General features: G+C 62.3%; 8 protein-coding genes. 7 read left to right on the forward strand and 1 reads right to left on the reverse strand.

Translation table 11 applies throughout. From position 1 onward, the window contains the following. Positions 1-185: 185 nt before the first annotated feature. Positions 186-5042, reverse strand: a complete 4857-nt coding sequence (locus ACI5GA_RS06680) for an NAD-glutamate dehydrogenase (protein WP_421422288.1) — start codon at positions 5040-5042, stop codon at positions 186-188. 470 nt (positions 5043-5512) lie between these two features. Here ACI5GA_RS06680 and ACI5GA_RS06685 point away from each other — a divergent pair, with 470 nt between their 5' ends. The 7 genes from ACI5GA_RS06685 (at position 5513) to ACI5GA_RS06715 (ending at position 13024) form a co-directional block, all read left to right on the forward strand. Continuing rightward, complete coding sequence (locus ACI5GA_RS06685; protein WP_421422289.1) at positions 5513-5872, forward strand: hypothetical protein; 360 nt, start codon at positions 5513-5515, stop codon at positions 5870-5872. Positions 5873-6146: 274 nt separating this feature from the next. Further along, positions 6147-7106 (forward strand): AAA family ATPase, encoded by a 960-nt coding sequence (locus ACI5GA_RS06690; RefSeq protein ID WP_404631271.1) that lies wholly within the window; start codon positions 6147-6149, stop codon positions 7104-7106. Positions 7107-7110: 4 nt separating this feature from the next. Beyond that, positions 7111-8055: a DUF58 domain-containing protein gene (locus ACI5GA_RS06695; RefSeq protein WP_404631273.1), complete on the forward strand. Its 945-nt coding sequence runs from the start codon at positions 7111-7113 to the stop codon at positions 8053-8055. Further along, on the forward strand, positions 8052-8546 hold the full coding sequence (locus tag ACI5GA_RS06700) for a DUF4381 domain-containing protein (protein WP_421422291.1): 495 nt from the start codon (positions 8052-8054) through the stop codon (positions 8544-8546). Before ACI5GA_RS06695 ends, ACI5GA_RS06700 begins: the two co-directional genes overlap by 4 nt. Further along, a complete protein-coding gene (locus tag ACI5GA_RS06705; RefSeq protein ID WP_404631277.1) occupies positions 8539-9606 on the forward strand; it encodes a vWA domain-containing protein in 1068 nt (355 codons plus the stop codon). The genes ACI5GA_RS06700 and ACI5GA_RS06705 overlap by 8 nt, the downstream gene beginning before the upstream one ends. Continuing rightward, on the forward strand, positions 9603-11342 hold the full coding sequence (locus tag ACI5GA_RS06710) for a VWA domain-containing protein (RefSeq protein ID WP_421422292.1): 1740 nt from the start codon (positions 9603-9605) through the stop codon (positions 11340-11342). Before ACI5GA_RS06705 ends, ACI5GA_RS06710 begins: the two co-directional genes overlap by 4 nt. Then, positions 11339-13024 carry a BatD family protein gene (locus tag ACI5GA_RS06715; protein WP_421422293.1) on the forward strand — a complete coding sequence of 562 codons (1686 nt, stop codon included), beginning with the start codon at positions 11339-11341 and terminating at the stop codon, positions 13022-13024. Before ACI5GA_RS06710 ends, ACI5GA_RS06715 begins: the two co-directional genes overlap by 4 nt. Positions 13025-13141 lie beyond the last annotated feature (117 nt).

Below are 13141 nucleotides of genomic sequence, written 5' to 3' on the forward strand. Positions count from 1 at the left end.
GGATTTTCGGAAAGGGACTACAGGGGTTTGGTTTTGAGTCTTACTTTGGATGGGAATGTGGATGACGTGAGGACGCCACATGGATGCCCTTCGGGCCATTAAGCCAAAACCAACAAAAAAGCCCCACATCTCTCGACGCAGGGCTTTTTCTTGCAGCTTGACGCTTACAACTTGAAGCTAACGCCTCAAACCACCGCCACCTGCCCACTCATGGCCAGATCCAGCAATTCACGGTTGGCCACCGCGTACATCGCGTAGTCATGACCACTTGCCGCACGCAACTCGACCAACATGGCGCGCCAGCGCTCGACCATTGGCATGTGCTGCTCCAGCCACAGGTTCAGGCGCTCTTCGACGTCCGCAGGACCGTTCGGCATTTGCAGAACGGACACAGTGATCGCCCGTTGCTGCCAGTCGATGTCGTCGCGGAACGCTTCGCGAGCCAGAGCCTGCCAGTTGTTTTCCACCGGCAAGGCGCTGATCTGTTGCAGGTACCAGGTCACGTCCAGCGAGCTGCCGACGGCGAAGTAGACCTTGGCCACGTCAGCCGCGTTCTGGCCGGTGACGTCGGACGCTTCGATGATCGGCAGCAGCGTGTAGAGGTGCGCGGTGCCCGCGACCATGCGTGCCAGCAATTCAGGCACACCAGCGGCAACGTATTCCTGATAGCGCGCCTGCCAGGCTTCACGCGGTGGACCTTCCAGCAGTTCGTCCAGTTTCAGACCCAATGCCGCCAGGTGCGGACCGAAGTGGGCAACGTCACGTGCCGCGTCCAGTTCGTTGCGACGGCTGCGCAGGAACCACCGGGTGGCACGGCGCCCCAGACGCATCAGTTCGTCCATCAAGGCCAACTGGATTTCGGCCGGGACCTTGTAGTCCAGCGCCTCGATCTGACGGAACCAGTGCGGCAGGTGGAAGATGTCCCGCACGATCACGTAGGCACCGGCCACGTTGGCTGCGCTCATGCCGGTTGACTCTTTGAGCCGCTGCACGAAGGTGATGCCCATGTGGTTGACCAGGTCATTGGCGATCTGGGTGCTGACGATTTCACGCTTCAAACGGTGGCGACGCATGGAGTCGGAGAACTTCGACGCCAGCGATGGCGGGAACGCGGTTTCCATGTCGCGAGCCAGGTAGTCGTCATCCGGCACGCGGGATTCGAGCAGCGCTTCCTTGAGGTCGATCTTGCTGTAGGAGATCAGCACCGACAGCTCGGCGCGGGTCAGGCCTTTCTCCTCGGCGATGCGTTCGGCCAGTTGATCTTCGGCAGGCAGGAATTCGATGGCGCGGTCCAGCTTGCCACGGGATTCCAGGTCGTTCATCAGGCGCTTGTATTCAGCAATGCGCTCGTAAGCGCGACGGGCCGCCAGCGACAGGGCCTGGGTCTGCTTGTAGTTGTTGCCGAGGACCAGATTGCCCACGTCGTCGGTCATGCTTTCGAGCAACAGATTGCGCTGCTTCTCGGTCATGTCACCGGCCTGCACCACTTCGTTGAGCAGGATCTTGATGTTCACTTCGTGGTCGGAGCAGTCCACACCACCGGCGTTGTCGATGAAGTCGGTGTTGGTCGCCCCACCCAGCAGGCCGAATTCAACGCGGCCCAGTTGGGTCATACCCAGGTTACCGCCCTCGCCCACCACTTTGCAGCGCAACTGGTTGCCGTTGACGCGCAGGGCGTCGTTGGCCTTGTCGCCCACGTCAGCGTGGCTCTCGGAGCTGGCCTTGACGTAGGTGCCGATGCCGCCGTTCCACAGCAGGTCCACCGGCGCCTTGAGCAGCGCGTGCATCAGCTCGGTCGGGGTCAGCTTGTCGGCGGTGATGTCAAAGCGCGCCTTCATCTGCGGGGTGATGGTGATGCTCTTCAGGCTGCGCGGGAAGATGCCGCCGCCTTCGGACATGAGGCTGGTGTCGTAGTCGGTCCAGGCCGAACGCGGCAGGTCGAACAGACGCTTGCGTTCGGCGAAGCTGGTGGCCGGATCCGGATTCGGGTCGATGAAGATGTGCAGGTGGTTGAACGCCGCCACCAATTGCAGCTTGTCGGACATCAGCAAACCGTTACCGAACACGTCACCGGCCATGTCGCCGACGCCGATCACGGTGACGCTGTCTTGCTGAACGTTGATGCCGCGCTCGCGGAAGTGGCGCTGTACGCCGACCCACGCGCCTTTGGCGGTGATGCCCATTTTCTTGTGGTCGTAACCGGCCGAACCACCGGAAGCGAAGGCGTCACCCAACCAGAAGCCGTAATCAATGGCGATGCCGTTGGCAATGTCGGAGAAGGTCGCAGTGCCCTTGTCCGCCGCGACGACCAGGTACGGGTCATCGTCGTCGTGACGCACGACGTTGGCCGGTGGCACCAGAGCGCCTTCTTTCAGGTTGTCGGTAATGTCCAGCAGGCCCGAAATGAAGATGCGGTAGCAGGCGATCGCTTCGGCCTGAATCTCGTCGCGGGTGCCGGTGGTCGGCAGGCGACGCGGCAGAAAGCCGCCCTTCGCACCGACCGGCACGATGACCGAGTTCTTCACCTGCTGGGCTTTCACCAGCCCCAGCACTTCGGTGCGGAAGTCTTCTTCGCGGTCCGACCAGCGCAGGCCGCCGCGCGCGACGTTGCCGAAACGCAGGTGAACGCCTTCGACGCGCGGCGAGTAGACGAAGATTTCGAACTTCGGCACCGGCTTTGGCAGTTCAGGGATCAGACGCGGGTTGAACTTGAAGCTGAAGTAGCTCTTGTTCTGGCCGTTGGCGTCGGTCTGGTAGAAGTTGGTGCGCATGGTCGCCTTGATCAGGTCAAGGTAGCGACGCAGGATGCGGTCTTCGTTGAGCACCTGAACGTCGTCCAGCGCCGAGAGAATCGCCTGTTCCAAACGCTGTTGCATGTCGTCCAGATCACCACCGGACAGCTTGCGCGCCAAGTAGAAACGGGTCTTGAACAGACGGGTCAGTTCGCGAGCGATATCGGCGTGGTTGTTCAGGGTACTGGCGATGTAGCCCAGATCGAAGCCCAGACGAATCTGTTTCAGGTAACGGGCGTAGGCGCGCAGCAGCGCCACATCACGCCATGGCAGGCCAGCGGTGAGCACCAGACGGTTGAATGCGTCGTTCTCGGCCTCGCCACGCACAATGTGGACAAAGGCGTCCTGCAGCGTGTCATTGAGCTGTTGCAGGTCCAGATTCAGACCTTCGGCATAGGTGAAGGCGAAGTCGTGTATCCAGAACTCGCGGCCATTGGTGTGACGCAGGCGGTACGGGAATTCACCCAGCACGCGAAGGCCGAGGTTTTCCAGGATCGGCAGCACGTCCGATAGCGCCAGCGGGGTGTCGGCGTGGTACAGCTTGCAGTGCAACTGCGCCTTGTCCCCCGACAACGGCTGGTAGAAGCTCATGACCAGCGGCTTGGCGTCGGTCAGGTTCAGCAGGTGCTGCATGTCGACCACGGCCGAGTGCGCGGCAAAGCGCTCGCGGTAACCGGCGGGGAAGCCTTTAGGGAAGTCCGCCAGGACGTTGGTGCCCTGGGCTTCGCCAAAGCTTTCGACGACCAGGCTGGCGTAATCGTCCTTCCACGAACGGCAGGCCTGGATGACTTCGTTTTCCAGTTGCTGAGGGTCGATGTCGAGGGTGACTTTCGGGTCCACGCGCAGGATCAACTGCACACGGGCCAGCACCGACTCGGAGAAGAAGGTCCAGAATTCGCAGTCGCTGGCCTTCAGACGCTCCATCAGCACTTGCTGGATTTTCTGCCGGGTTTCGGTGGAATAGACGTCACGCGGCACGTAGGCCAGGCAGTAGCAGAAACGGCCATAGGGGTCTTTGCGCAGGAACACGCGGATCTTGTTGCGTTCCTGAATCTGCACGATGGACATGACGGTGCTGAACAGCTCGTCCACCGGGGTCTGGAACAGGTCATCGCGGGGCAGCACTTCGACCACCTGCGCCAGTTCCTTGCCCAGATGGGCCTTGGCATCGAAGCCCGAACGGCGCTCAACTTCGGCAACCTTGCGACGAATGTAAGGGATATTGCGCACGCTCTCGCCATACACCGACGAGGTGTACAGGCCCATGAAGCGGCATTCCTTGATGACCTTGCCGCTGGCATCGATCTGGCGGATCGACACGTAATCCGGGTACGCCGGGCGATGCACGCGGCTAGGCGCGGCAGCCTTGGCGAACGACAACAGCGTCGGCTCATGCAGGTAATTCACCGCATAGCCTTCGATGTGCAGGTCTTCCGGGGTCAGGCCTGCGCGCAGCAGTTTGGTCAGGCCCAGGAACGACGACGGGTCGTAGGTCAACTGGCCGCCTTCGCTGCCGCCGTCGACGGTAAATTCTTCGTAGCCAAGGAAGGTAAAGTGGTTGTTCACCAGCCACTCCAGGAACACCTTCACTTCAGCCTTTTCGTCCGGGTCCACGGCGTATTCGATGGCATCGATACCGGCCAGCAGCTCGTGCAGCTTGGCTTTCATCGGTTCGAAGTCTTCCACCGCAACGCGCACTTCGCCCAGCACCTGCTCCAGCTCACGGGCCAGCACGTTCAGCTCGGCGGCGTTGGCGGTGCGGTCGATCTCCAGATACATCAGCGATTCTTGCAGCACACCCTCGCCCGTCGTGCCTTTGGGCAGCAGTTCGACAAGGTTGCCCTTTTCATCGCGGCGCACACTCAACACGGTGGTTTGCAGCGTGTGGATGCTGTAGCCGCGGCGGTTCAGCTCGGTGCGGACCGAGTCCACCAGAAACGGCAAATCGTGGTGCAACACCTCAACGGCCGTATGGGTGGATTGCCAGCCATGACGCTCGTAATCAGGATTGTAGACGCGAACCTGCGGGGCGCCATGTTCGAAACGTTCGAGCAGACGCCAGGCTGACAAGGTGCAACCGGCAAGGTCGGACAGCCTGCGCTGGGTCAGTTCATCAAGGGAAATGATGCCGAAGAATTGATCGGCGAACAGCGCCACTTGTGGCAGTGCCTGTTCGCTGATGTGCTGGGCCAGTGCCGATCGCAGTTGGTGCTGGAAGTCGGGCTTGCTGGCTGCGGTGAAGAACGCCATCTGTGGTACTCCGCTTGGCTTGGCTTTTATATAGGAGAGATGCGTGTTTCGGGGTCGTGCCTGCATGTGTGAGGGGTGTCTGCCAGGTGTGCGCCTGTTCGATGATAGTCGGCAGATCGTGACAAGGCGCAGTACGTGACCACATGCGTTAGTACTAACGCTCGTCGTGTGTGCGTCGTCACATCATTCGAGCCGAATGACGAGCGAGGGGCTTGCGCCCAAACCGGCTTCGTTCATCTGCCGGAAAGCTTAACGAGAGCAAGCCCGGCGCTGCTTGCAGGCCTGCGACATATTCGGACATCGCCATGCGAACCGGCATAGCCCATGCCGAACAGGAATAATCATTTTGATGCCCTTCGGGGCTATCGCGGACATCAAAACAAGAGCCCCGAACCAACCAAGGCAGGCAAATCCCCCCAAACACTGGCAAAATTTGGCCTTGTCCCGAACCGAACCACAGGAATGCCGCCATGCACATGACCACCGACAGCTTCATCTACAACCCCTGCGACGAGGAAGAAGATGACATGGCGCTGGCCTGTTGCCATGCCAGCAACGGCGACCTGTTCCTGCTGGGGCGCTTTCCGGACGAAGACGAAGTCGACATCACCTTTCGCGACGACACCATTCACGTCGATGCCAACCTGAAAGTGACCCTCACACCGGTGCAATTGATCGTCGAAATCGATGCCGTCGACGCCAAGCCCTTCGGCGGCGAGCACACCTTTGAAATCACCCACAGCACGCCCGCCGAGGAACTGACCGAGCTTGACGCCACCTTGAAGATCCTGCTCAAAGACGTGGGGACGTACACCAGCGAACTGAGCTGATCACTCGTCACGCTGCAGCAGCACGGCTTGCCGGCAGTGGCGGCATTGAAACCGCTACCGCCGGCAAGCCTTGCAGCTACGGGATGACAGTCCTCAGACGACAGGATTTCTCGCAACCTGTCAGACACTTCTCGTTTTTACCCCGCAAATATCGACAAACCCTGAAAAAACCCCTTCCTCCGTTAGTCGCCACCCCCTCGGATGGATTAAAGTAACGCCCCCAGCTTCGAAGCCGTTTTGGCGCCGCTGCCTACCCTGTCAGGAACCGTCACCGATGGAACATCGTGAAGCGTTGATCGCGCTGCGAACCTTTCTCTCCACTCAGATTCTGGGGCAGGAGAAGCTGGTCGAGCGCCTGTTGATCGCGCTGCTCGCCGACGGCCACATGCTGGTCGAAGGCGCTCCCGGTCTGGCCAAGACCAAAGCGATCAAGGAGCTGGCCGAAGGCATCGAAGCACAGTTCCACCGCATCCAGTTCACCCCCGACCTGCTGCCCGCCGACATCACCGGTACCGAGATCTATCGTCCGGAAACCGGCAGCTTCGTCTTCCAGCAGGGGCCGATCTTCCACAATCTGGTGCTGGCGGACGAAATCAACCGGGCGCCTGCCAAGGTGCAATCGGCGTTACTGGAAGCCATGGCCGAACGACAGGTCAGCGTCGGACGCAGCACCTACGACCTGTCGCCGCTGTTTCTGGTGATGGCGACCCAGAACCCTATCGAACAGGAAGGCACCTACCCGCTGCCCGAAGCCCAGCTTGACCGTTTCCTGATGCACGTGAAGATCGGCTTCCCGGACGCCACGGTCGAACGCAAGATTCTGCAACAGGCCCGTGGTGAAGCACTGCACGGCGAAGCCAAGCCGGACCGTCGCGTCAGCCAGCAAGCCATTTTCGCCGCGCGCAAGGAAATCCTCGGGCTGTACATGGCCGATGCGGTGGAGGAATACCTCGTGCAACTGGTCATGGCCACCCGCACCCCGGCCAAGTTCGACGCCGAGCTGGCCGAGTGGATCGGCTACGGCGCCAGCCCTCGCGGCTCGATTTCCCTGGACCGCTGCGCCCGCGCCCATGCGTGGCTGGCCGGTCGTGACTTCGTCAGCCCCGAAGACATTCAGGCGATGGTCTTCGACGTGCTGCGCCACCGCATCATTCTGTCGTTCGAGGCAGAGGCGGCGGGCATCGATCAGGACCGCGTCATCCAGCGCATTCTTGACGTCGTCGCCGTCGCCTGACCCCATGCAGCCCTATCAGATTTCCCAACCGGGCATCCGCATCAGCCTCGCCGAGCTGATCGAGATGCGTCATCGCGTGCGGGAAGTCCAGTTGTTCTCATCCCCCGGTCGACGCAGTCCGCTGATCGGCCTGCACCACTCCAAACTGCGGGGTCGAGGTGTCGACTTCGATCAGGTGCGGGTGTATCAGGCGGGCGACGACGTACGCACCATCGACTGGCGCGTGACCGCCCGCACGCAAGAGCCGCACACCAAACTGTTCCATGAAGAACGCGAGCGGCCGATCTTCATCATGGTCGAGCAGAGCCGTCGGCTGTTCTTCGGCTCGGGGCTGATGTTCAAGTCAGTGCTGGCGGCACAGGCGGCGGCGTTGATCGGCTGGGCAGCGCTGGGCCATAACGACCGAGTGGGTGGCCTGGTGTTCGGTGACAACCAGCATTACGAAATCAAGCCTCGACGCAGCAAGCAAAGCCTGTTGCAGCTGCTCAACCGGCTGGTGCGAGCCAATCAGTCTCTGCACACCGAAGCCGTGGCCGACCGCGACACCTTCGGCGTGGCGCTGCGTCGGGCGCGTGAAGTGCTACGACCGGGCAGCCTGGTGTTCATCCTGTGTGACGAGCGCACGCTGTCCGATTCCGCCGAGCAACAACTGGCGCTGCTTTCACGCCATTGCGACCTGCTGCTGTTGCCTCTGTCCGACCCACTGGATCACGCGCTGCCCGCTGCCGGGCTGCTGCGTTTCAATGATCGCGGCGCGCGGCTGGAACTCGACACCCTCAACTCGGACCTCCGTCAGACCTACCGTGCTCAAGGCGAAGCCCGTCAGGCGCGCTGGGAATTGCTGGCACAGAAACTGCGGGTGCTGATGATCCCCCTGAACACCCAGCAGGAAATGGTCGAGCAACTGCGCGATTACCTCAACGCGAACCAGCCGGTGAAACAGAAATGAGCCAGTTGGACCAGTTGCAACCGATGATCCTGCCGCCCCCCGTGAGTGCCTGGCCCCCTGCGCCCGGTTGGTGGATGTTACTGATCCTGATTCCGCTGCTCGGCTACGGCGTGTGGCGCGCGCGGGTGTGGCTGCCGAAGAAAGCCGCAAAGGAAGTGGCCGAGCAGCCACTGGACCCGCGCCGTCAGGCCGCGCTTCAGGAACTGGCGCAGATGCCCAAACCCTATGACGGCGCACCGGCAGGCGCCTGGCTGCAACAGATCAACGGCCTGCTCAAACGCCTGTGCCGCAACGATTACCCTCATGCCCAGAGTCACACCCTGAACGGCCGCAAGTGGCTGGCATTCCTTGACAACCGCTGCCCGGCGGCGGGCCTCACGCGCTGGATGGTGCTCGTCGAAGGCGCCTACAAACCCGAATGCAAACTCGACGACAAGGCCATTAACGGCCTGACCCAGTCGGTCGAAACCTGGATTCGCAAACATGTTTGAGTTCGCCTGGTCGTGGGTGTTTGCCTTGCTGCCATTGCCGTGGCTGCTGCGCTTCGTGCTGCCAGTGGCCGACAGTGGCGAAGCCGCGCTCAAGGTCAGTTTTATCGATGAACTGGAAGGTCTGGCGGGTCGCCGTGCCCGCGCTCATCTGCCCGGCTGGCGTCGGCAGTTGCCATTCGTGATCCTGTGGCTGTTGCTGCTCGTGGCCGCCGCCCGCCCGCAATGGCTGGGCGATCCGTTGCCCGTCGCGGCCAGCGGGCGCGATCTGCTGGTAGCGGTGGATGTCTCAGGCTCGATGGACTACCCGGATATGGTCTGGCAAAGCGACGAAGTCAGTCGTCTGACGCTGGTCAAGCAATTGCTGGGGGACTTCCTCGAACACCGACAAGGCGACCGCGTGGGCCTGATCCTGTTCGGCAGTCAGGCCTATCTGCAGGCGCCACTGACCTTCGACCGCAAGACCGTACGCACCTGGCTGGACGAAGCACGCATCGGCATCGCGGGCAAGAACACCGCTATCGGCGACGCCATCGGCCTGGCCCTCAAGCGCCTGCGTTTGCGTCCGGCGCAAAGTCGCGTGTTGATTCTGGTCACCGACGGCGCCAACAACGCCGGGCAAATCGACCCTGCAACCGCCGCTCGCCTGGCGGCGGGCGAAGGCGTGAAAATTTACCCGATCGGCATCGGCGCCGACCCCGACAAGGGCGCAACGAGCATTCTGGGGCTGAACGCGAGCCTGGATCTGGATGAACCTGCGCTGCGGGAAATCGCCGAAATCACCGGCGGGCAATATTTCCGCGCTCGGGACGGCGCGCAACTGGCGCAGATCGGCAAGACCCTCGACGCCCTCGAACCGGTGACTCAACAACCGACCCAAGCCCGTCCTGCCCTGGCGCTGTATCACTGGCCACTGGCGATCGCCTTGCTGCTGAGCATTGTGTTGGTCATTCACGAGCGCTGGCCGCACAACCCCGTGTACCGTTTCCTCGCCCGCCAGCCGGTGCTGCATCAAGGCCCACAATGGCGTCAACGCTTCAAGCGGCTGCGGAGGCGTCGATGATCAGTTCGTGGTTTGCCGCCTGGCCACACTGGCTACGCCCCGGCTGGCTGTTGATTCTGCCCTTGCTGGGTTGGTTGATCTGGCGCCTGTGGCATCGGCAAAAGCGGGTCGGTCGCTGGCAGATGATTCTACCGAGCGCCTTTCATTCAGTGCTGCTCAGTGGCGGTAACGGGCGAGAAAGCAAATTGCCGTGGATCGCGCTGGCGCTGGGCTGGTTGCTGGCGTTGCTCGCCCTGCTCGGGCCGAGCTGGCAACGGGTGGAACAAACCAGTCAACGCCCCGTGGACCCCGTGGTGGTGCTGCTGGAACTGACACCGGAAATGCTCGCCGCCGACAGCCCACCGTCACGCCTGGAGCAGGCTCGGCGCAAGTTGCTGGATCTGTTGCAGGCCCGCAGCGATTCGCAAACGGCGATCATCGTCTACGCGGGCAGCGCCCACACACTGGTGCCGCTATCAGACGATCTGGGCACCAGCAAAAACCTGCTGGACGCGATCCGTCCGTCGATCATGCCCGAAGCCGGTCAGCGTGCAGATCTGGGGGTGACCAAGGCACTGGACCTGCTCAAACAGGGCGATCTGGGGCTGGGCCGCATTCTATGGATCGGCTCGTCGCTGAGCGAAACCGAGCGGCAAGGCATCCGCCAGGCCATGACCGGCCATGCACCTCAACTGCTGATGCTGGGGGTCGGCACAGCAGAAGGCGCGCCGGTCACTCAGGAAAAAGGCGGCTTCCTCAAGGACGCTCAGGGCGGGATCATCGTGCCGCGTCTGGACAGCGCCAGCCTCAAAGACTTCGCCGAGTCCGAAGGCGGTCGTTACACGTCGCTGCGTCTGGACGACGAAGACCTGCGCGAACTGGGCCTGCTCGACGGCCCGAAAGACCTTCGCAGTCAGGGTCAGACGCTGCAACTCGACAGTTGGGCCGATCAGGGCTACTGGCTGTTGTTGCCGTTATTGCTGCTGGCGGCCTGCGCGGGTCGTCGCGGCTGGATCCTGTGCCTGCCGCTGTTGATGTTTTTGCCCCAGCCCAGCTACGCCTTCGAGTTTCAGGATTTATGGCGACGCCCCGACCAACAAGGCCAACGCCTGCTGCAACGCCATCGCCCTGCCGAAGCGGCGCAGCGTTTCGAGGACATCCAGTGGCAAGGCATCGCGCTCTATGAAGCGGGTGACTACGCGGCTGCCGCTCAGCGTTTTGCCCAGGGCAATACCGCCGCCGACCATTACAATCGGGGCAACGCGCTGGCCAAAAGTGGCGAGCTGGACGCGGCCATCGACGCCTACGAACAGGCACTCGAACGCCAGCCGGATTTCCCGGCTGCCGCGGCGAACAAGGCCCTGATCGAAGAAATGAAGCAACAGAACGAACAGGCCGCCGCCGAGGATGCCAGCAAAGGCAAGAACGAGACCGACGAGACCGCCGACAAGCCGAACCCGGACAACGCCGAGCAAACGTCGTCCAGTCAACAGGCCCCGGTGCAAAACGACGAAGACGACAACGCCAACAGCTCGCAGGCGATGTCTGCCGCCAACGGCGCCAGCGATGCCGCAGACACATCGCCGGATGCAGACGAACCGACCCGCGCACCGACGCGCCCCGCCGACAGTCACATCAGCGGCGAACAACGTCAGGCGCTTGAACAGTGGTTGCGGCAGATCCCGGATGAGCCCGGCGAATTGTTGCGGCGCAAATTCTGGTATGAACAACAGCAACATCAGGAAAAAACCCGATGAATCGTGTGCACTCTGTGGTTATCGCCGGGCTGTTGTGCCTGCTCGCCCTTGTGGCGCGCGCCGACACGCCTGCCGACACGCTGCAGGCCAGCGTTGATCGCACGCGGGTCAACACCGGGGAAACCGTCGAACTGACCCTGGAATCCGACGACGCGACCCTGTTCGGCAAACCTGACATGAGCGCGCTGGACGCCGACTTCGAAGTCCGCGACACCCGACAGCTCAACAGCCTTACCACGCTGGAGGGCAATGTTCACGCCACCACGCGCTGGCTGATCACCCTGATGCCGCGTCACAGCGGCTCCATCGAGATTCCCCCGCTCAAACTCGGCGAACTGGTCAGCCAACCGATCACCCTGCAAGTGGTGGAGGTCGAAGCGTCCGGGCAGGCGCAGGAACAGAAGCTGGCGCCAGTATTCATGGAAGCGAGTCTGGATCAGGACACCGTCTACGTGCAGGCGCAGGCGGTGTTGACCGTGCGCGTCTATCACTCGGTCTCGTTGTTCGATGACAGCAACCTCAGCCCACTGCAAGTACCGGATGTGCGCATCGAAAAGCTTGGCGACACGCGCACCTATGAAAAACAGATCAACGGCATTCGCCATGGCGTGATCGAAATGCGTTACGCGCTGTACCCACAGCAAAGCGGCGATCTGACCATCCCGCCGCAAGCCTTCAGCGCCACCATGGTGCAGGACATCCCTGAAGTCAGTCAGGCGGCCGCCACCAGTCAGCCTGCCGTGGCGACCAGTCCCAAACCCGGCAAACTGATGCGCGTCACTTCCGATCCACTGACGTTGAAGGTCAAGCCGCAACCCGCGCACTACCCGGCCAACACGCCCTGGCTACCCGCGCGCAGCATCAGCCTGAGCGAAAGCTGGAGCCCGGACCCGGCGCATACCCAGATTGGCGACTCCCTGACCCGCACGTTGGTGGTCACTGCCGAAGGACTGTCCAGCGCGCAACTGCCGCCGCTGCCCGCCACCGACGTCAGCGCCCTGCGCCGTTACCCTGATCAGCCGCAATTGAGCAATCAGGCGAACGAACGGGGGCTGGTGGGCAGTCGCGAAGAACGCGAGGCGTTGGTGCCCAATCGTCCGGGCGCCATCGACATTCCGGCGGTGGACGTGGTCTGGTGGAACACGCTGGAAGATCATCTGGAACACAGCTCGTTGCCTGCCCGAACTCTGCAAGTCAGCACCAATCCGGCGTTGGCCGTGGACATGCCGGTCAGCGACAATGCGGGTGTCACGGTCATTGGCCCGCCCGTGTGGCCGTGGCAGTTGAGCACCGTGCTGCTGGCGTTCACTACCTTGCTGGGCTTCGGCCTCTGGTGGCGGGCGCGCTGGCAACCGGCGCTGACCCGCACCACGCAGCCCGGCCCCAGCCCGCGCACGGTGCTGGATGACCTCAAACGCGCCAGCGCGGCCAACGACCCGCAAGCCACCCGTCAGGCCCTCGACGCCTGGGCGCGTCAGCAACCGGAAACCCTGGCCGACATGGCGGCGCGTTTCGTGCCGCTGTCCGATGCGCTGGACGGCTTGAACGGCGCGCTCTACAGCGAAACCGGCAAACTGTGGCTGGGCGACGAATTATGGAAAGCGGTCAAGGCACTGCCTGCCGTGGAAAAACCCGTGGATGCCAACGGCGCGGACAGTTTGCCGCCGTTGTACCCGAAGTGAATGAACAACTGGCCGCAGAGCGGCCGACACGGCATTCCCACGCGGAGCGTGGGAACGATCTGAACATCTGATCGACGCATGCTCTTTGTAAGAGCGCGCTTGCCCGCGATTGCGGTC

The sequence above is a fragment of the Pseudomonas sp. Pseu.R1 genome, from assembly GCF_045764065.1.
In the GTDB taxonomy this organism is placed as follows: Bacteria; Pseudomonadota; Gammaproteobacteria; order Pseudomonadales; family Pseudomonadaceae; genus Aquipseudomonas.